This is a genomic window from Streptomyces sp. NPDC002181 (assembly GCF_042890485.1).
In the GTDB taxonomy this organism is placed as follows: domain Bacteria; phylum Actinomycetota; class Actinomycetes; order Streptomycetales; family Streptomycetaceae; genus Streptomyces.
The window spans coordinates 774,129-793,127 of sequence record NZ_JBIASC010000001.1; the positions used below are offsets into that span (position 1 = coordinate 774,129).

22 protein-coding genes are annotated in these 18,999 nt (G+C 70.8%); 7 read left to right on the forward strand and 15 right to left on the reverse strand.

Annotated elements, in window-relative coordinates:
* Positions 1-191: 191 nt before the first annotated feature.
* Positions 192-953, reverse strand: a complete 762-nt coding sequence (locus ACFYXV_RS03505) for an isoprenyl transferase (protein WP_099889713.1) — start codon at positions 951-953, stop codon at positions 192-194.
* A gap of 129 nt (positions 954-1,082) precedes the next feature.
* Here ACFYXV_RS03505 and mgrA point away from each other — a divergent pair, with 129 nt between their 5' ends.
* On the forward strand, positions 1,083-2,120 hold the full coding sequence (gene mgrA, locus ACFYXV_RS03510; protein ID WP_383340838.1) for an L-glyceraldehyde 3-phosphate reductase: 1,038 nt from the start codon (positions 1,083-1,085) through the stop codon (positions 2,118-2,120).
* A 131-nt stretch (positions 2,121-2,251) separates the two neighbouring features.
* On the opposite strand, the gene ACFYXV_RS03515 is transcribed toward mgrA, so the two are convergent.
* A complete protein-coding gene (locus tag ACFYXV_RS03515) occupies positions 2,252-2,992 on the reverse strand; it encodes a prepilin peptidase (protein WP_389381914.1) in 741 nt (246 codons plus the stop codon).
* Positions 2,993-3,076: 84 nt separating this feature from the next.
* Between ACFYXV_RS03515 and ACFYXV_RS03520 the strand changes: the two genes are divergently transcribed.
* The 3 genes from ACFYXV_RS03520 (at position 3,077) to ACFYXV_RS03530 (ending at position 5,778) form a co-directional block, all read left to right on the forward strand.
* Complete coding sequence (locus ACFYXV_RS03520) at positions 3,077-3,466, forward strand: DUF192 domain-containing protein (protein WP_385465447.1); 390 nt, start codon at positions 3,077-3,079, stop codon at positions 3,464-3,466.
* Positions 3,467-3,525: 59 nt separating this feature from the next.
* Positions 3,526-4,143: an SMI1/KNR4 family protein gene (locus ACFYXV_RS03525; RefSeq protein WP_383340847.1), complete on the forward strand. Its 618-nt coding sequence runs from the start codon at positions 3,526-3,528 to the stop codon at positions 4,141-4,143.
* A 348-nt stretch (positions 4,144-4,491) separates the two neighbouring features.
* Complete coding sequence (locus ACFYXV_RS03530) at positions 4,492-5,778, forward strand: ABC transporter substrate-binding protein (protein ID WP_389381915.1); 1,287 nt, start codon at positions 4,492-4,494, stop codon at positions 5,776-5,778.
* A gap of 221 nt (positions 5,779-5,999) precedes the next feature.
* On the opposite strand, the gene ACFYXV_RS03535 is transcribed toward ACFYXV_RS03530, so the two are convergent.
* From ACFYXV_RS03535 to ACFYXV_RS03550, 4 genes are all read right to left on the reverse strand, one after another.
* On the reverse strand, positions 6,000-6,626 hold the full coding sequence (locus ACFYXV_RS03535) for a hypothetical protein (protein WP_383340853.1): 627 nt from the start codon (positions 6,624-6,626) through the stop codon (positions 6,000-6,002).
* A gap of 89 nt (positions 6,627-6,715) precedes the next feature.
* Entirely contained in the window at positions 6,716-7,036 is a 321-nt protein-coding gene (locus ACFYXV_RS03540; RefSeq protein ID WP_385465438.1) for a nuclear transport factor 2 family protein, read from the reverse strand.
* Positions 7,037-7,223: 187 nt separating this feature from the next.
* Complete coding sequence (locus tag ACFYXV_RS03545) at positions 7,224-8,084, reverse strand: polysaccharide deacetylase family protein (RefSeq protein WP_389381916.1); 861 nt, start codon at positions 8,082-8,084, stop codon at positions 7,224-7,226.
* Positions 8,085-8,420: 336 nt separating this feature from the next.
* Positions 8,421-10,013 carry an MDR family MFS transporter gene (locus tag ACFYXV_RS03550; protein ID WP_389381917.1) on the reverse strand — a complete coding sequence of 531 codons (1,593 nt, stop codon included), beginning with the start codon at positions 10,011-10,013 and terminating at the stop codon, positions 8,421-8,423.
* A gap of 117 nt (positions 10,014-10,130) precedes the next feature.
* Between ACFYXV_RS03550 and ACFYXV_RS03555 the strand changes: the two genes are divergently transcribed.
* Complete coding sequence (locus ACFYXV_RS03555; protein WP_385465433.1) at positions 10,131-10,709, forward strand: TetR/AcrR family transcriptional regulator; 579 nt, start codon at positions 10,131-10,133, stop codon at positions 10,707-10,709.
* 232 nt (positions 10,710-10,941) lie between these two features.
* On the forward strand, positions 10,942-11,958 hold the full coding sequence (locus ACFYXV_RS03560; protein WP_385465430.1) for an SGNH/GDSL hydrolase family protein: 1,017 nt from the start codon (positions 10,942-10,944) through the stop codon (positions 11,956-11,958).
* Positions 11,959-11,976: 18 nt separating this feature from the next.
* Here ACFYXV_RS03560 and ACFYXV_RS03565 read toward each other — a convergent pair whose 3' ends face one another.
* Positions 11,977-12,816 carry an alpha/beta fold hydrolase gene (locus ACFYXV_RS03565; protein WP_389381918.1) on the reverse strand — a complete coding sequence of 280 codons (840 nt, stop codon included), beginning with the start codon at positions 12,814-12,816 and terminating at the stop codon, positions 11,977-11,979.
* A 70-nt stretch (positions 12,817-12,886) separates the two neighbouring features.
* On the reverse strand, positions 12,887-13,312 hold the full coding sequence (locus ACFYXV_RS03570) for a nuclear transport factor 2 family protein (RefSeq protein ID WP_389381919.1): 426 nt from the start codon (positions 13,310-13,312) through the stop codon (positions 12,887-12,889).
* Positions 13,313-13,419: 107 nt separating this feature from the next.
* On the opposite strand from ACFYXV_RS03570, the gene ACFYXV_RS03575 reads away from it, so the two are divergent.
* A complete protein-coding gene (locus tag ACFYXV_RS03575; protein ID WP_385465425.1) occupies positions 13,420-13,974 on the forward strand; it encodes a TetR/AcrR family transcriptional regulator in 555 nt (184 codons plus the stop codon).
* Here ACFYXV_RS03575 and ACFYXV_RS03580 read toward each other — a convergent pair.
* The 7 genes from ACFYXV_RS03580 to ACFYXV_RS03610 form a co-directional block, all read right to left on the reverse strand.
* The gene (locus ACFYXV_RS03580; RefSeq protein WP_389382113.1) at positions 13,971-14,618 is read right to left on the reverse strand and encodes an OmpA family protein; all 648 of its coding nucleotides are present in this window, start codon (positions 14,616-14,618) and stop codon (positions 13,971-13,973) included. The two genes, ACFYXV_RS03575 and ACFYXV_RS03580, sit on opposite strands and share 4 nt — an antisense overlap.
* A gap of 5 nt (positions 14,619-14,623) precedes the next feature.
* On the reverse strand, positions 14,624-15,214 hold the full coding sequence (locus ACFYXV_RS03585; RefSeq protein WP_389381920.1) for a hypothetical protein: 591 nt from the start codon (positions 15,212-15,214) through the stop codon (positions 14,624-14,626).
* Positions 15,215-15,245: 31 nt separating this feature from the next.
* Complete coding sequence (locus ACFYXV_RS03590) at positions 15,246-15,887, reverse strand: pilus assembly protein TadG-related protein (RefSeq protein WP_389381921.1); 642 nt, start codon at positions 15,885-15,887, stop codon at positions 15,246-15,248.
* Positions 15,884-16,084 (reverse strand): hypothetical protein, encoded by a 201-nt coding sequence (locus tag ACFYXV_RS03595; RefSeq protein WP_389381922.1) that lies wholly within the window; start codon positions 16,082-16,084, stop codon positions 15,884-15,886. The genes ACFYXV_RS03590 and ACFYXV_RS03595 overlap by 4 nt, the downstream gene beginning before the upstream one ends.
* 113 nt (positions 16,085-16,197) lie before the next feature.
* On the reverse strand, positions 16,198-16,884 hold the full coding sequence (locus ACFYXV_RS03600; protein ID WP_385465411.1) for a response regulator: 687 nt from the start codon (positions 16,882-16,884) through the stop codon (positions 16,198-16,200).
* Complete coding sequence (locus ACFYXV_RS03605; protein WP_385465408.1) at positions 16,881-18,086, reverse strand: sensor histidine kinase; 1,206 nt, start codon at positions 18,084-18,086, stop codon at positions 16,881-16,883. Before ACFYXV_RS03605 ends, ACFYXV_RS03600 begins: the two co-directional genes overlap by 4 nt.
* 3 nt (positions 18,087-18,089) lie before the next feature.
* Positions 18,090-18,983, reverse strand: a complete 894-nt coding sequence (locus ACFYXV_RS03610) for a DUF5936 domain-containing protein (protein WP_385465405.1) — start codon at positions 18,981-18,983, stop codon at positions 18,090-18,092.
* Positions 18,984-18,999 lie beyond the last annotated feature (16 nt).

Below are 18,999 nucleotides of genomic sequence, written 5' to 3' on the forward strand. Positions count from 1 at the left end.
GGCGGACGACCCCATGTCGCCCGCTGAGACTCGACACCCGTGGATCGGGCATCGACCTGAAAGGGATATTCCCCGATCAGGCCCGGCCATGCCATGGCATATGACGGACGCTCGGTGAATCCCAGGTGAAGGCCCTGCGGCAGGGGCGGAAGGGGCGGCCGGGGCCGAGGGGGCGTCAGCCCGCCCGGCCGTCAGGCTCCGTAGCGCCGGTGGCGGGCGGCGTAATCGCGCAGGGCCCGGAGGAAGTCGACCTTGCGGAAGGCGGGCCAGAACACTTCGCAGAAGTAGTACTCGGAGTGGGCGCTCTGCCACAGCATGAATCCGGACAGCCGCTGCTCACCGCTGGTGCGGATCACGAGGTCCGGGTCGGGCTGGCCGCGCGTGTAGAGGTGCTCGGCGATGTGGTCGATGTCGAGGATCTCGGCGAGCTCCTCGAAGGAGGTGCCCTTCTCCGCGTGCTCCAGCAGCAGCGAGCGGACCGCGTCGGCGATCTCCTGGCGGCCGCCGTAGCCGACGGCGACGTTGACCAGTATCCCGTCCACGTCGTGGGTGGCCTGCTCGGCCTCCTTGAGCACGGACTGGGTCTGCGCGGGGAGGATGTCGAGGTTGCCCACGTGGTGGACGCGCCAGCGGCCGTCCGAGGCCAGGCCCCGGACGGTGTTCTCGATGATGTTGAGCAGCGGGCGGAGCTCGACCTCCGGCCGGTCCAGGTTGTCCGTGGACAGCATCCACAGGGTGACGACCTCGACGTCCGTCTCGGTGCACCAGCCCAGCATCTCGGAGATCTTGTCGGCCCCCGCCTGGTGGCCCTGCTCCGTCGTGCCTCCGGACGCCTTCGCCCAGCGCCTGTTCCCGTCCAGGATCACGCCGATGTGCTTGGGCGACGCGTCATGGTCGAGGCGGCCTTCCACCCGGCGTGCGTAGAGCCTGTACACCAGGTCGCGCAGCTTCACGATCTTCCAGCCCCTCCGTGCAATGCCCCCGTGCGAATTGCGGTCCCTCCCCCGAGTCCGCCACATTACTGCGCGCCGGGATCGGGTACCCAACTCGGTCTGTCACAAGTCCGTGATAGGGAGGACAACGTGACTGATAACAATCCCTATCGGGCAGAGCCCTCGCGCTACGACTCCATGGAGTACCGACGCACCGGCCACAGCGGCCTCAAGCTCCCCGCCATCTCCCTCGGCCTCTGGCACAACTTCGGCGACGACAAGTCCCTGGAGTCCCAGCGGGCGATCCTTCGCCGGGCCTTCGACCTCGGTGTCACCCACTTCGACCTGGCGAACAACTACGGCCCGCCCCCCGGCTCGGCCGAGCTCAACTTCGGGAAGATCTTCGCGCAGGACTTCGCCTCCTACCGCGACCAGCTGATCCTCTCCACCAAGGCCGGCTACTTCATGCACGAGGGGCCCTACGGCGAGTGGGGCAGCCGCAAGTACCTGATGAGCTCGCTCGACGCCTCGCTGAAGCGGATGGGCGTGGACTACGTCGACATCTTCTACTCGCACCGCTTCGACCCGGAGACCCCGCTGGAGGAGACCATGGGCGCGCTCGCGTCCGCGGTCCAGCAGGGCAAGGCGCTGTACGTGGGCGTGTCCTCCTACACGGCCGCCCAGACGGCCGAGGCCGCGCGGATCCTGCGCGAGATGGGCGTCCGCCCGCTCATCCACCAGCCCTCTTACTCCATGATCAACCGCTGGACGGAGGAGGACGGGCTGCTGGACACCCTGGAGGAGGCCGGCATGGGCTGCATCTCCTTCGCCCCGCTCGCGCAGGGGCTGCTGACCGGCAAGTACCTGAAGGGCATCCCGGAGGACTCCCGGGCGGCAGCGGGCAAGTCCCTGAACCCGGACCTGCTGTCGCAGGACGTGGTGCGCCGCCTGGCCGGTCTGAACGAGATCGCGGTGCGCCGCGGGCAGTCGCTGGCGCAGCTGGCACTGAACTGGGTGCTCCGGGACGAGCGGATGACCTCGGCCCTGATCGGCGCTTCGAGCGTCTCCCAGCTGGAGCAGAACGTGGCCGCACTGGGCGGTGCGCCGCTCTCCGAGGAGGAGTTGAAGGAGATCGACTCCTTCGCGGTGTCCACCCCCGGCACCAACATCTGGGCCCAGCGCGGCTGACCTGCGCTTTTGGGCGTGGGGTGGTGGAAACAAAAAACGGGCCGGTCCGTGGGGGGGATACGGACCGGCCCGAGGGGGGGGTTCCACCATAACCCTTCGTAAAGCCTGATGCGTGCATCGGCGCAAGATGATTACGCTCCGAAACCGCCCAGCAGCACTCCGGTGAGTGCTCCGGCGGCCATGAAGGGGCCGAACGGGAACGCCGTCCGGCGGCCCGCGGAGCCCCGCAGCACAAGGGCGAGCCCGTACAGGGCGCCGTAGAGGAACCCGAGGAAGGCTCCGGCGGCCCATACCCCCCAGCCGTACCACCCAAGAGTGACCCCGAGGGCGAGCGCCAGCTTGACGTCGCCGAAGCCCATGCCGGCGGGGTTGACGAGGAAGAGCAGGAGGTACGCCCCCGCGAGCACGCCCCCGCCGGCCAGCGCCCCCGTCCAGGACCCCGCGGCGCCGGGCAGCAGCGCGGCTCCCCCGAGTCCGAGGGCGAGGGCCGCGGCCAGGGGCAGGGTCAGCACGTCGGGCAGCCGCTGTACGGCGAGGTCCACGAGGCCCAGCAGGAGCAGTACCGGCGCCGCGGCCACGAACACCACCGCTTCGGGCCGCGCCCCGACGGCTCCTCCCAGTACCCCGCACAGCACTCCGGTGAGGGCGGCGGTCCAGGTGAGCGGCGCGCCGTAGCGGTGGGCGGCGGGCCCGGCCCCGCCGGCCCGGCAGCGGGGCAGGCCCAGCCAGCCGGGAACGGGGTGGCCTTCGGGGCACCGGTCGCGCCACCGGGCATCCGGTTCGACCGACAGCCGGTACGCCGCCCGCGGCAGCAGCAGCCCCGCGGCCACGCCGTAGGCGACCGCCGCGGCGGTGATCACGAGCAGGCCCATCCGCCGACGGTAGGCGCAGGCTCCGGCACCCGCATGGGCCCGGGGGCCTAACCGTCCCCACGCCGCCGGCTCTACCCTGCCGCCATGACCACCAGCGAAGGCCTTCTCCGGCTCGGGCCGGACCTGCCGGCGGTGCCCCTGGAGATCGCGGCCTCCTACCGGGCCCGCACCCGCGGGCTCCTCGGCCGCGACGGCATCCCCGGCGCAGCCCTGCTCCTGACCCCGGCCGGGAGCGTGCACACGTTCCGGATGCGGTTCGCGATCGACGTGGCGTACCTCGACCGCCGCCTGCGCGTCATCGCCCTGGCCACCATGGCGCCGAACCGCCTGGGCCTGCCCCGGCTCCGCTCCCGGCACGTCCTGGAGGCCGAGGCGGGCGCCATGGCCGCCTGGGGCCTGCGGGTCGGCTCCCTGTTGCACGTCGAGGGGCTGACGGCCGGCCGCACGCCCTACCGCCGTCTCAGCGGCGGCTAGGCGCCGCGCGGGGACGGCGGTAGGTTGGGGCGGTTGAGCTGGGGTCTCAGGGGAGCGGCATGACGGAGAACGCGCGGATCAAGGCGCTGGAGCAGATCATGCCGGCGACGCACGGCGCCGACGAGGACGTCGACTGGCCGGCGGCCGAGGCCACCTGGCGCACCCGGTTCCCGGCCGACTTCGTCGCCTTCATGGGCCGCTTCGGCGCCGGCTCCATCAACGGCGAGGCCAGCATCCTCCTTCCGCTCCCCAAGCCCGGCCTCCAGTGGGACCCGGCCGAGATGGCCGAGGAGACCGCCAACGCCCGCCAGCTCTGGGAGGCGGAGGGCGGCCGGGCCGCCTTCGGCGTCGACCCCGAGTCGATCATCGCGTGGGGCGTCACGGGCGGCTCCGACATCCTCTGCTGGCTCACGACCGACCCCGATCCGGACCGCTGGCCGGTCCTGGTGGCCGGCCGGCACACCGCCGACGCCTTCGCCGTGTATCCGTACGGCATGGCGGAGTTCCTGTACCGGCTCTGCTCCGACGAGTTCGACGTGAGCCCGGTCAGCATCACCTTCTGGGACGGCGGCCACCTCAGCTTCGTGCACTGGCGCAAGGCCCAGCGGCGCTGGCAGGAGGGACGCAACCCCGAGACGGGCGAGCCCGACCCGTACGCGGGCGACTTCGCCGACTGACGGCCCCGACCGAAGGCGCCGGCTCCGGATCTGACTCCGGATCTGGCTCCGGCTCCGGCTCCGGCCGGCTCCCTGACCTGATCCGGACCCCTCACCCGTTCCAGCGGCCCAATGGGCCGGAATCGGGCGATTCGGCATGTCTACGCGCGTCCGATTTGTTGATCACATATCGGAAAACACCAGCCGGAAAAGCCGCACTTGGAGCATTGACCACAAGTTCCGCCCCAATGGAACCAACCGCCCCCACACAGGAGAGAATTCCGGCCAACGGGCCACGGACGGACACCCCAGCCCGGAGCAACTCATAAGTAGTAACGGGACTCAAAAGAAATTCAGGGGAATACACCCGTGCAACGAAGAATCTTCGGCCCGCGTGCGACCGCAGTCGTGCTCGGTCTGCTGATCCCACTGTCCGGATGCGGCGATTCAGACAACAGTGCAGGTGACAGCGGTACGCTCCGTCTGGTCGCCGCGGAATACGGGGACACCCAGGCCACCAGTTCCAAAGCCTTCTGGGACAAGGTGACGGAGGATTTCACCAACGCCAACCCCGGTATCAAGGTTCAGGTCCAACTCCTGCCCTGGGCGGACATCGACCGCGAGGTCTCCCGTATGGTCAAGGCCGGCAATGCGCCGGACATGGCCCTCATGGGCTCTTACTCGGACTTCGCGGCGCAGGACAAGCTCTATTCCGCGGACGAACTGCTCTCGGTCACCGCCGAGGCCAACTTCCTCCAGCCGCTGGCCGAGGCCGGCTCGGTCGGCAACACCCTCTACGGCCTGCCCTGGGTGGCGAGCAGCCGGCTCCTCTTCTACAACCAGGGCCTCTTCAAACAGGCCGGCGTCAGCGAGCCCAAGACCTGGTCCGACCTGAAGTCCGCCGCCAAGGCGCTCAAGGAGAAGGGCGTCAAGTACCCGTACGCGCTCCCCCTGGGCCCGGAGGAGGCGCATGCCGAGGCGATGATCTGGGAGCTCAGCAACGGAGGCGGCTACTCCGACAGCAGCGGCAACTACAACCTGGCCTCGGACCAGAACATCCAGACCTTCCGCTGGCTCAAGGACAATCTGGTCGGCCCCGGCCTGACCGGACCCGTTCCGCCGTCCCGGCTCAACCGCGCCGACGCCTTCGCCGCGTTCACGCGCGGCGAGGTCGGCATGCTGAACGGCTACCCGCAGCTCCTGCACGAGGCGCGCGCCAAGGGCATCGACGTGCGCACCGTCCCCATGCCGGTCGCGGACAGCCTCGGCTCCGGGGAGAGCCCGCCGGCCGTGGGCGTCGCCGACTGGATGATGGCGTTCAAGCAGCACGGCAAGCGCGCGGAGATCGGCAAGTTCCTCGACTTCATCTACGAGGACAAGAACCTGTCGGACTTCGCGGGCCGCTACCACCTGCTGCCGTCGACCGTCTCGGCCTCCCGCAACCCTTCGGGCGCCGGCCTGGACAGCAACGACCAGTTCTTCCTGACCGCCCTGCGCGGCGCGCAGTTGTACCCGGTGAACGACCCGTCGTGGGTGACGGTCAGCGACACGATCAAGCGCAACATCGGGCGGGCCGTGGAGCCGAACGGCGACCCGAAGACGGTGCTGGAGGAGATCGCCGCCACGGCGAACGAGGCGCGCAAGACGAAGCACTGACCGTGGAAAACGCCGAACATCCCGTCCGACACAGGACTTTCGACCCTGCCGCACCCCATCCCATGCGACAGAATGGCTGCAACGGCTCTTGATCCAAGGCCGCGGACCAGTCGCCGCCGACCACCCACAAGGTGCTCGCGGGGCGGCCGGCCCTTTCCTTCTTCTCCCTTCGCTGTCCTTCCCGTTCCCCCGTTCCCCCCTCCCCCCCCCTCGCCTCCGGATCAGACCTTGCCGTTCTCCGTCGAGAACGCCGTCCGGTACTGCTCACAGCTGGAGTCCCAGCGCAGCGTTCCCGTGAGCGTCCCGTAGCCCGAGCGCGTGACCGACCACTCCACCGTGTACTCGCCGGTGTCGCATGCGATCCGCTTTCCTCCCGGGACCTTGGCGCGCCCCGTCGCCGGCCGGTTGGCCAGCTCCTGGTGCACCTCGACCGCCTTGGCACGGTCCGAGGCGCGGCGCAGTACGGCGTGCACGACGATCGGGTGCTTGCCGTCCTTCGTGGTCACCGCCTTCTTCACCAGCGTCGAGTCCGACACCGTCCAGCCGAAGTCGAACGAGGGCTGCCAGGCCAGGGTCTTGGGGTCGGCGACCTTCCGCTCGTAGTCCGGGGCGCCCGAGGGGCCGGGGCGGGTCACCGTCTTGTACTGCACTCCGGGGTAGAAGCGGAGCTGCCCCTCCACCTTGTGCATCTCGTCCTTGGTCCACTGCGATTTCATCGTCTTCTCGCCGCCGGCCGGGTCCTGGAGGTACGAGCCGTCGGCGGCGGTGGCGGCGGCCTGGCCGAGAGCGGGGGCGAGGGCCGCCGCGGCGGCGGCGAGGGCGATGGCTGCGGTGCGGGTGCGCTTCATGCCCGGTCCAACGGGGGCCGGCGGGGGCCGGAACGAGCCCGGGCGCGCTTTCACCCGTACGGGACGGGCGTGCGGGCGGCGGGGGCCGCTCAGGCCTGGCCGGTCTCGAAGCGGCCGATGCGGCCGCTGTCGGTGACGAACCGCCAGGCGGTGCGCATCTCGCCCCAGGTGTCGTTGCGGTAGTCGACGATGAGGGCGAGGCCGCCGTCCGACTCGCTCACGACGTCCATGTGCCCGTTGGCGGACCAGATCTCCTTCTCGGCCCACTGGGCGACGTCGCGGTCCGAACCGTCGTCGGACATCGTGGCGCTGGGGGTGAGGAGGGCGGAGAAGGCGCTCTGGTCGCCGGCGTTGACGGCGGTGACGAAGGCGCGGACGGTGGGGTCGGTCAGCTGGTTCGGCGCGATCACGGGGGTCTCCTGGGTCCTGGGCGGTCGTACGAGCCGCCGCGTGGCGTCGTACGAGTCGCCGCGCGGGCGGGCGTGCGGCGTCGTACGGGCCGCCGCGCGGCGTACGGGCGGGCTGTGTGCGCGACCAGGGAACACCGCGGACGGCGGCGGGGCGGCGACCTTCACCCGTTCGCCGCCGGACGGCGTGTCAGGAGCCGTCCGGGGCGGTGCGGACGGGGAACCCGGTGGGACGGCCCTGGTCCTTCAGCCAGGCCAGCACCTGGTCGAGTGCCTCGACGGTCTGGGCGCGGTTGCCGCCGCCGTCGTGGAAGAGGACGGTCGGGCCGTTGCCGATCTCGCTCTTGACCGCCTTGACGATGGCGGCGACGCCCGGCTTCCCGAAGTCCTTGGTGTCGACGTTCCAGCCGAGCGGGCGCATGCCGTTCGCGGCGGCGATGCGGCGGCTGTCGGGGGTGAACGCGCCGCCGGGGGCGCGGTAGTACTCCACCTTGGCACCGCCGCCCGCCGCGTCCTCGATCATCTTCTTCGCGTCCAGGATCTGCTGCTCCTGGTAGGCGACGGGCTTCTTGCCCATGCCCGTGTCGTGGTTCATGGTGTGGTCGCAGAGCCGGTGGCCGGCGGCGACGACGCTCTTGACGAGGTCGGGGTGGGCCTTGGCCTGTGGTCCGATCATGCAGAACGTCGCCTTGACCTCGTACTTCTTCAGCACGGCGAGGACCTTGGGGGTCCACTGGGGGTCCGGGCCGTCGTCGATGGTGATGTTGACGGCGTTGCCTCCGCTCTCGGAGGCGTGGGCTATGCCCTCGGGTACACCGGACCGGGGTGCGCCGCCCGCGCCCTGGGCACCGCCCTTCGCACCGTCGTCGGGGGTGGCGGGGGTGGCGGGTGTTTCGCTCCGGCGTGACGCGTTCTCGTGCGCCGGCCGCTGCCCGGTGGCCTGGCCCGGCCCCACGAAGGTCGCCACTCCCCACACCGTCCCGGCCACCGCGGCGGCCGCCGCCACGACGACCGCCCCGCCCCGGATGCCCTGCCCGTTCGCGCGCGTCATGAAGCCCATGGACCGTCCCCTCCCCGTCCGCGTGTGTCTGCGCTCTCCTCTCCATGACGACCCGTGAGGCAGACGGGTTCCCGCCAATTCCGCCATAAAATCCAGCTAATAGGACCTTGGTCATCGATCATCCCGATTTGGACCCCACCTGAAACAGGACGGAACCAGATCAACCTCCCCCGCACCACGCGTACTCATCCACCCCGCACACAACGGCTCCGGCCCGTGAAAAAACCCGGCCCCGGCGGAAATCCGCCGGGGCCGGGCTGGTGAACCGAGTGAACCAAGTGAACCGAGGAAACCGTGAGGCTGCCGGGGTTCGGAGGGTGCCTGGGGTCAGTGGGCGAGGGACTCCGCCGCCGGAGCCTGCGCCCCGCTGCCGTCGGCCGCGTTGCCGTCCTTGGCCGGACCCGCGCCCCGCAGCGGGACCTCCTTGACGAACCAGGCGGCCACGAAGCCCAGTACGGCGACGCCCGCACCGAGGAGGAACGCCGAGTGCGTACCGGCGGCGACCGCGTGCTGGTAGGCCTCGCGGATCGTCGGCTCCAGCTTGGCCAGGCTGGCCGCGTCGAGCTGGGCGGAGCCCGCGGCGGTGGCGGCGCCCGGACCGAGGCGGTCGGTCATGGTCTGGGTGACCTGGCTGGTGAACAGCGAGCCCATGAGGGCCACGCCGAACGAGCCGCCGAGCGTACGGAAGAGGGTGGCCGAGGAGGACGCGACGCCCATGTCCTTCATGTCCACGCTGTTCTGCGCGACCAGCATGGTGATCTGCATCAGGAAGCCGAGGCCCGCGCCGAGGATGGCCATGTAGACGCCGGACATCAGGCGGGTGGTCTCGGTGTCCATCTGCGCGAGCAGGAAGAGCCCCACGACCATGAGCGCGCCGCCCGCGATCGGGAAGACCTTGTACTTGCCGCTGCTGGTGGTGACCCGGCCCGCGATCAGCGAGACGACCATCATCGAGAGCAGCATCGGCAGGAGCAGCAGGCCGGAGTTGGTGGCGGAGGCGCCCTGGACCGACTGCTGGAACAGCGGCAGGTAGAGCACGCCGCCGAACATCGCGAAGCCGACGAGGAAGCCGATGACCGACATGAGCGTGAAGTTGCGGCTGCGGAAGATGTGCAGCGGCATGACCGGCTCGGCGGCCTTGGTCTCGGCGTAGAGGAAGGCCGCGATCGACACGACGCCGACGACGATCAGGCCGATGATCTGGCCGGAGGCCCACGCGTACTCGGTGCCGCCCCAGGTCGTGACGAGCACGGTCGAGGTGATGGCGACGGTCAGGAGGGCCGCGCCCAGGTAGTCGATCTTCGGCCGCTGGGCCCCGGTCTTCTTCGGCAGGTGCAGGACGGCGGTGACCATCGCGAGGGCGACGGCGCCGAGCGGCAGGTTGATGTAGAAGGACCAGCGCCAGCCGAGGTGGTCGGTGATGGTGCCGCCGACCAGCGGGCCGCCGATCATGGCGAGGGCCATCACGCCGGCCATCATGCCCTGGTACTTGCCGCGCTCGCGGGGCGGGATCAGGTCACCGATGATCGCCATGACGCCGACCATCAGACCGCCGGCACCGAGGCCCTGGACGGCGCGGAAGCCGATCAGCTGGGCCATGTCCTGGGCCATGCCGCTGAGCGCGGAGCCGATCAGGAAGATCACGATGGAGGTGAGGAAGGAACCCTTCCGCCCGTACATGTCGCCGATCTTCCCCCAGATGGGGGTGGATGCGGCGGTGGCCAGCGTGTACGCGGTGACCACCCAGGAGAGGTGCTCCAGGCCGCCGAGCTCGCCGACGATCGTCGGCATCGCGGTACCGATGATCATGTTGTCGAGCATGGCGAGGAGCATTGCGATCATGAGTGCCATGAGGACGACACGGACGCTGCGCGGCTTCACCCCCTCGGAGATCTCCGCCGCGTTTATGTTTTCAGCCATGTCACTCCCCGTTTACCCATGCGCTCCGGACCCTTACTTGCCGCCCGGCTAGTTCACTACACTGGGGAAGGTAGACCCGTCACTAGCCGGGCGTCAAGTAAGTAGTTTGGGAGAGCCATGTCCAGTAGCAGTCCGCAGGCGCGCCGCGGCAATACGCGCCAGCGCATCCAGGACGTCGCGCTGGAGCTCTTCGCCGAGCAGGGGTACGAGAAGACGTCGCTGCGCGAGATCGCGGAGCGGCTGGACGTCACGAAGGCGGCGCTGTACTACCACTTCAAGACCAAGGAAGACATCATCATCAGCGTCTTCGAGGACCTGACCAGGCCGATCGACGAGCTGATCGACTGGGCGGAGCGGCAGCCGCGGACGCTGGAGATGAAGCGCGAGGTGCTGCGCCGCTACAGCGAGGCGATGGCGGCGGGCGCGCCGCTGTACCGCTTCATGCAGGAGAACCAGGCGACGATGCGGGAGCTGAGCATCGGCGAGACCGTGAAGCGCCGGCTGTTCACGCTGGTGGAGCTGTTGCGGACGGAGGACGGGCCGCTGGCGGACCAGGTGCGGTGCGTGAGCGCGCTCTTCACCCTGCACGCCGGGATGATGTTCCTCCAGCACGTGGAGGGCAACCCGGAGGAGACCCGGCAGGCGGCCCTGGAGGTCGCGACGGACCTCATCACCCAGGCCCACCGGGCGTCGTGAGGGCGGAGGCCCGTCCGCGACCGTCCGCGCCGGTCCGCGCCCGCCCGCACCCGCCCGCACCCGCCCGCACCCGCCCTCCGCTCGCGTGGCGCGTTGACGGGGAGCACGCCTGACGTGCAATCACCCGATCCGGGGGTTTGGGCCACGGATGACTACTCTCCGTAGCCAAATCGGCTACTTTGGGTGATGCGCCCGGCCGCCCGGGCCGGCGCATCACCCGAAGGGCCGGACCATGCGCATCGCAGCCACCGCAACCACCGCAGCCGTCACGCTCACCGCTCTGGCCGCCACCCTGTCCCCTTCTTCTTCCGCCGCCGGCGGCTCCGCCCGGGCCCCCCTCGACTACACCGCCCTGGGCGACTCGTACAGCGCCGGTGCCTTCGTGCGGCCCTGGGCCGCCGACGACGGCTGCGGCCGCTCCACCCTCAGCTATCCGCAGCAGACCGCCCGCCGTCTCAACGTCCGCCTGACCGATGTCACTTGTTCCGCCGCCGAGGTCAGAGCGGGCGTCCTGGAGCCGCAGACCAAGCTCACCGGACCCCCGTCCGTCCCTCCCAAGGGCGGCTGGGCGCCCCGCCCGGCCCAGATCGAGGCCGTCACCGCCGCCACCGATCTCGTCACGCTCGGGATCGGCGGCAACTCCGTCGGCTTCGTCGAGGTCCTCACGCGATGCATCGAGCAGGGCATCGCCTCCTTCGGGACCGGCAGCCCCTGTTCCACCCACTACACCCGCGGCCCCGGCCGCAGCCGGCTGGACGCCGGATTCACCGCCCTGGAAGCGGACCTCGCGACCACCCTCAAGGACGTCCGGACCCGCGCCCCGCACGCCAAGGTGGCGGTCGTCGGATACCCGGCCGTCGTCGCGGACAGCAGCGGCTGCTCCTTCGGTTCCTGGCGCCAGCTCGGCACCGTCACCAAGGCGGACATGCCCTTCCTCGACGCCTTGGAGCGCCGGGTCAACACCGTCCTGCGCACCCAGGCCCAACTCGCCGGCGCCGTCTACGTGGACACGTACGCCTCCAGCACCGGGCACGGCGTCTGCGCGACCCCGGACCAGCGGTGGATGTACGGGCTCAAGGACGACCTCACCGGCCCCGGCACCCAGACCGACCCGCCGTCCGGCCTCTGCCGCAGAATCCCCGCCGCGGGGGAGGCCTGCACGGCACTCCACCCCAACCTCTCCGGCACCAACCACCAGACCGACCTGGTCACCCGGGCCCTGACCGGACTGGGGGCCGCCAGGAGATGACCTTCCGAGGCGACGGGACTATCCGCAGGGGTCTGCACCGCGACTCGACCCGATGAACTCCGTGAGGTCGTCGGCGTAGCGGTCCGGGTGGGTGAGGTGGGGGACGTGACCGTCGCCCGCCAGTGTCCGCATCCGCGCCCGGCCGCCGAGCGCGGCCGCGAGCTTGCCGACGATCACCGGGAACCAGGGCGGGCTCTCGCTGCCGAAGGTCAGCAGCGCGGGGCCCGGGAAGCCGGCGAGGCGGGCGAGGTCGAGGCGGGCCCAGTCGGGGTCGCCGTGTTCGTCCGCGAAGGTGGGCGCGTTGGCGGTGAGCGTGGCGCGGTACCGCTCCGGCAGCCGCTCCCAGCCGCCCGGTCCGATGACGACCTCGTCCACGAACCGCTGCGCACCGGCCCGGTCCTCGCCGGCCCGCAGGGCCGCGAGGACGCCGTCGAGGGCGGCCTCCATGGCCCGGAGCACCGGGCGGAGCTCCTGGTCCCCGTCGCCCACGACGCCCATGAGCGGGGGCTCGTGCGCGGTCAGGCTGCGCAGCAGCTCGGGGCGGCGGGCGGCGAGGCCGAGGGCGGTGGAGGCCCCGAAGGAGTTCGCGGCCACGTGGGCCGGGGCGCCGAGGAGCTCGATGAGCGACGCGAGGTCGTCCTCGTCCTGGCGCCGGCTGCCTTGGCCCGGCGGCCGCTCGCTGCGGCTGTGGCCACGGCGGTCGTAGACCAGGACACGGAACGATCGCGCGAGGCGGGGGACGACGCGCTGCCAGGTCTCGTGGTCGACCCACGAGCCGTGGACGAGGACCAGAGGGTCTCCCTCGCCCACGATCTCGTAGTAGAGGTCCAGGCCGTTCACCCGAGCCCGTGCCGCCATGCCGAGTCTCCTCACAGGGGGGTGAGCGATCGGGCAGACACATACCTCGGGGCGCCGGACGGCACACCTGTCAGGTGAGGCGGCGGTCCTCGGGGGCGATCGGAATGTCGTTGATGCTTGCCTCGCGGCGGCGCATCAGCCCGTTGCCGTCGAACTCCCACTGCTCGTTTCCGTGGCTGCGCCACCACTGGCCGGACGCGTCGTGCCACTCGTACTCGAAGCGGACGGAGATGCGGTTGCCGGTGTACGCCCACAGCTCCTTGCGGAGCCGGTAGTCGAGCTCGCGCTCCCACTTCTCGGCGAGGAACTCGCGGATCTCCTCGCGGCCGCTGAGGAAGCGGTCGCGGTTACGCCAGAACGAGTCCTCGGTGTACGCGAGGGCCACGCGCTCGGGGTCGCGGCTGTTCCAGGCGTCCTCGGCGGCCTGGACCTTGGCGCGGGCGGATTCCTCGGTGAAGGGCGGCAGGGGCGGGCGCACGGCGGGGGCATCGGTCATGACGGTCACCTCGGTGGGAGAGCCTCTGAGAACGATCGTTCTCCACGAGGGAGGACGATAGAGAACGGTCGTTCTCAATGCAAGCGATCCTGGGCTACGCTGCCTTCATGGACGACGAAGAGGCCCGGACCCGGCTGCTGGACACGGCGGAGGCGCTGTTCTACGCCGAGGGCATCCAGGCCGTCGGCATGGACCGCATCCGCACGGAGTCGGGCGTGCCGCTCAAGCGGCTCTACAAGGTCTTCCCGGCCAAGGAGGCCCTGGTCGCGGCCTACCTCGACCGCCGCGACCGGCGGTGGACGGCCAGCCTGCGGGGCGCCGTGGCGGAGGCCGGCGATCCGGTCGGGGCGGTCTTCGCGTGGCTGGCCGCGTGGTTCTCGGAGCCGGACTTCCGGGGCTGCGCGTTCCTGAACGCGTACGGGGAGCTGGGCACCGGCCCCGCCGCGGTGCTGGACGTCGTACACCGCCACAAGGCGGAGCTGCGGGAACTGCTGGCGGAGGCCGCCGGGCCCGGGCGCGAGGACCTCGCGGACCAGCTACTGATCCTGGTCGAGGGCGCCACGGCGGTGGCCGCCCTGACCCCCGGCCCGGACCCGGCCCACCGGGCGGCCGCAGCGGCGGCCACGCTGATGCGGGCCGGGGGCGGGCCGGCCACGGCCTAGTTGCCGCCGGCGGGGGTGGTGCGGGGGAAGGTGATCTCGACCCGGCGGTTCTTCTTGCGGCCTTCCTCGGTGCCGTTGTCGGCGATCGGGTAGTCCTCGCTGTAGCCGCGCACGTCATAGATGACGCCGGGGCTGGTGACGGTCTTGGCGAGCTCGGCCTGGACGGCGTCGGCGCGCTGCTTGGAGAGTTCCTTGCCGTGCTCGTAGCTGCCCTGGTCGTCGGTGAACCCGAAGACCCGGACGCGGGTCGCCTTCTGCGTGTTGATCTCGTTGGCGATGGCCTGTATCCGCGCGGCGGCCTGGGCGTTGAAGACGGCGCTGTTCTCGGGGAAGAGCACCTCCGACTGGAGGGCCATCATGACGGTCTGATTGGTCTCCTGCCGCCGCTGCTCCCCACCGAGGTCCTCGACGACCTCGGCGATGTCCAGCACCTTGACCGGAGCCAGGGTCCCACCCTGGGGGATCTTCAGGCCGGGCGAGCTCGAATCGATGGGCACGGGCGCCGAGGCGGACGGCTCGGTGCCGGGGGGCACGGAGGGCTTGACCCCGTCGGCGTGGGCGCTGGTCGCGCCGATGAAGTGGGCCCCGGCGATCACGAGGCCGACGACGACTGTGGATGCGGAGACGCGGTGGCGTTTATTCATGGGGGTCACCCGGAGATTTTGATGGTGGCCGTTGCGAAGGTGGGGAGGCTGAAGTCGACCTCCGTGGCGCTGGCAGGCGGGGCAGGAAACTGCGCGAAGAACGGGATGGTCGCTCCGCCCTTCACGCGAGACACGCCTGTGGTGCAAAGACACCTGCCGTCCGTGTCCCGCAGGACGTAGTACCGCTTCTTGCCTGCCTTGTCGACCAGTGTGGCGCCAGCAACGGACTCGCCGCCTGTGGTGAGTTCGTTGCCTCGCCAAGGGGCGGTGCCGGTGAAGTCCTTCTCTGTCGAGTTCTTGATCTGACCGATGACGGTGAGGAAGCCACCCGCATCGCGAGCGGCGGAGTTGATCACCATGGTGATGCCGCCCTCCCCGTTCACCGTTGCGAGCACCTGGGTGGGCTCGGACGACTGCGCCGCGCTGGGAGCAGGCGTCGATGCACCACCTCCAGACTGAGCCGCGGACGACTTCTCCGGCGTCTTCGACTTACTGTCGTCGCCGCCACCTCCGCACCCAGTCAGCACGAGGGCCAAGGCCGCCGCAAGCACTACGGCCGCTCCCCTGCGGGCCTTCACCATGTGCTGCATGCTCATCTACGCCGTTTCCTTATCTGTAAGTTCGCTGTCAGTCGACCAGTCGCACACTGAAGAGGGCTCTCGTCAGCTGGGACAACGGACCTGGATTCGAGGGGTCCAACGTGCGCGTCTTGCCCTTGCACACGAAGGTGACGCTGCCCACCCCAGGTGAAGGTGACGGGCTCGGCGTCGCTGTGGGTGCCGGCGTGGGCGTCTGGCCGGGAGCGGGCGCCGATCGCAGCGTGCATCGCGGCTCGATCAGGGCCGTCGCCTTGGCTTTGCCTTTCGTTCCGCTGGCACCCGGAACGACTGAATCGCCTACTGTGCCGCGGGTGGTGACGCTGACTGTGAACCTTGGAAGGGCCGGCTCACACTCCACATCCGCGTCGTTCAGGCTGGCGAAGGCAGCAGCCTTCGCACAGGCTCCGTCCACCTTGAGGAGTTCACCGCTGACTACGTCCTCCCAGTCAGCTGGTTTTAGGCTGACCAGGTCAAGTCCCGAGAAGAGGCTGTCCCTTGTATCGCGGGCGGCCGCCAGCGCCGCCGCGTCGGCAGCACCCTGCGCATTGCTGCGAGTGGCGCCTGCCATCCCTACGGCGAAGAAGGCGAGCGCCGCGAAGAGCAGACCCGCCACCACCACGATGTAGATAGGGAAAGCTTGCCCGCGGTCGTCGAGTCGGCGCCCGATCACTTGCCTGCTGTGATGGAGGTGATCTGATCCTTGATCTTGGTCGTGATGTCCTGGCCGATGCCCGTGCCGACGATTGCGCCGATGATGACCACCACCACCAGGATGATGCCCAGGTATTCGAAGGCCGTCTGGCCTCGGTCCTGGGTGGTCTTGGTTCCGTAGCGGTTCCGCATCCTCGCCAGGGTGTTCTGCAACATGGGGGTTTCCTCCCGGGCCGGTGACGACGCTGTTGGTTTGCGGACCGTACGGGGAGTCACCGGTGATAACCAAGGGTCCCGGGGCCCAATTACGGACCCACTGCGCACTCCGTCTACCCATGGCCGCTCACCCCTGGACGCGCGGTTCCCAGCCAGCGGGCTATGGCCTCGCTGCGGCTCGTGCTCTGGAGCTTCGCGAAGATGCGGTTGATGTGGTTCTTCACCGTCTTCTCGCTGATGAAGCAGGTGGCGGCGATCTGCTGGTTGCTCATCCCGGACGCGATGAGGTCCATGATCTCTGCCTCCCTCGAACTCAGGCCGAAGAGAACCGAGTTGTGCAGTCTCTCAGGAGAGCGTGCCACACTTCGTTGCGGTTGCGAAGAGGTTCGGAGTTCCGCGAGGAGTGCGCTCGCCGCCGTCGTCGTGAAGTGGGCCCGGCCCTCGCGGACGTCCCGGACCGCCCGGACCAGGTCTTCCGGCGTGAACTCGCCGTGGACCAGGTAGCCGCCCGCGCCCAGCAGGAGCGCTTCGCGGACGACCTCCGACTCCTGGCTGTACGTCAGCATCAGTACGGGCGCCAGCTGTACGAGGTGCGGCAGCGCCGAGATGCCGTCGACGCCCGGCATGCGCACGTCCAGCAGGATCACGTCCGGGGCGTGCCTGCGGGTCAGGCTCAGGGCCTCGCGGCCGTCCGAGGCCTGGGCCACCACCTCCATGTCCCGCGCCGTCGCCAGGAGGGACGCCAGGCCCGCCCGTACGACCGGGTTGTCGTCTGCGATCAGGACGCGGAGCGCGGTCACGGGCCCGCCTCCCCCGCAGGGCCCGCGAGCGGGAGGTGCAGGGCCACCACCGTCCCGGGGCCGGGCCGCCGGGCCTCGATCGTCAGCCGGGCGCCCATCGCCCGCGCGCGTTCCGCCATGCCGAGCAGCCCGTAGCGGCCCCGGGAGAGCCGGGCGTCCGGGGGGAGGCCGCGGCCGTCGTCCTCGATGGTCACGGTGAGGTCCGTCGCGCCGGCCGCCGCCGTGACCGTCACCCGCGAGGCCTCCGCGTGGCGGCGGGCGTTCTCCAGGGCCTCCGCGGTGATCGACAGGATGTGGTGGGCCACCGCGGCCGACGGCTCCGGGATGGCGCCCCGCACGTGCAGCTCCGCGTCCGTGCCGACCAGGCGGCGGAGTTCGGCCGCCAGCGGGGCCGGGGTCCCCTCCGGTTCCCGGCGCAGGTCCGTCAGCAGGGCCCGGGATTCCGCCGCCGCCGTGCGGGCCGCGCCGGAGAGGAAGGCCGCCTGGCGGCGCACGGCGGCCGGGTCCGTGGTGCGGGCCAGGGCGTCCGCCGCCAGGGCCAGGCCGTGCAGGGTCTTCGCCACCGAGTCGTGCATCTCGCGGGCCAGGTGGTCCCGTTCGGCCCGTACCGCCTCGGCCACGGCCAGCCGGGCCCGCGCCTCCGTGAGGGCCTGGCCGGCCGCGCCGAAGCGGAAGAGGAGGTCCCGGAGCGAGGCTCCGGCCGCGCCCGCCAGCAGGCACAGCGCCGGCAGCGTCAGCCCCCCGGCCACGGCGGCCACGGCCACCGCCGACAGGGCCGCGTACACCGCCGAGCCGCGCCACCCGCAGACCAGCCCGGCCAGCAGCGGGGTGCAGAGCACGGCGAAGCCGAGCGGCGACTCGGGCCGGGCCGTGACCAGCAGCAGCCCGCAGCACGCCAGGTCCGGGGCCAGCAGCCAGCGGTGGCGCAGCAGCAGCGGCCCGAAGCGCTCCCAGTCGCGGAAGAGCACGTACGAGAGCATGAAGGTGAGCAGGATCGCGCCGCCGACGAGGTACGCCGGCCCGCCGCCCGCCGTGCGCCCCAGCGCCAGGGGCGCGCCCAGTCCGATCATCACCATCCGGAACGCGAACACCCGGCGGCAGAGCGCCTGGAGCGCGTTGGACTGGAGCGCCGGGGAGGGCTCCCCCTCCGCCGTCCTTGCGCCTAGGGCCGGCCCGGCGAGGGGGATGTGGAGGACCGCCATGGTTCACCCGCCCCCGAGCAGTGCGCCGAAGTCCACGTCCGCGCCGTACACGAAGCCGCACACCAGCAGGATCAGCGTCCCGGGCAGCATGAACATGGTCACCGCGAACGTGGCCTTCGGGACGGCGCGGGCCGCCCGCCGGCGGGCGTTCTGGGCGTCGGTGCGGCGCATGTCCTCGGCGATCGCGATCAGCGTGTCCACGATCGGCGAGCCCAGCTCCTCGCCCTGGAGCAGTGCGGTGACGAACTGCGCCACCTGCTCGGAGTCGTTGCGCCTGCGCAGCTCGTCGAAGGCCTGGCGGCGGCTGACGCCCATGTCCATCTGTTGCAGGGTGATCCGGATCTCGTCGGACCAGGGGCCTTCGTACTTGGCCGCCACCCGCTCCAGCGCCTGCCGGAAGCCGAGCCCGGCGCTGACGACGACCGCGAGCACGTCGAGGAAGTCGGGCAGCGTCCGCTCGATGTGGTCGCGCCGCACCCGGATCGCCGACCACAGGCCGACCTCGATCCAGAAGAGGCCGAACGCGACCATCAGCAGGGCCGGTACGAGCTGCCCGTTGATCAGCATGGAGAACGCGCCGAGCGCGCCGAGGAACCCGTACACCGCGCGGCGCGCCGCGTACCGGTCTATGGTCAGGCCCGCCGGATTGCCCGCCAGGTCGATCTGGCGGCGCTTGCGGGCGACCCGGGCCGGGCCCATCAGGCGCAGGACGAGCGGCGCCCAGCGGATGCCGAGGCGGTCGACGGCCGATCCGACGGCGGTCGTACGGGTGGCGCCGACCTCCAGGGCGAGCGCGAGGTCGCTGGGCAGTTTGACCTCGGCGCGGTAGAGGCGGATGCCGTGGAAGACGCCGAGGACCGAGATCCCCAGCAGTACGGCGAGCAGCAGAGCCGTCATGTGCGTCGTCGCCCCC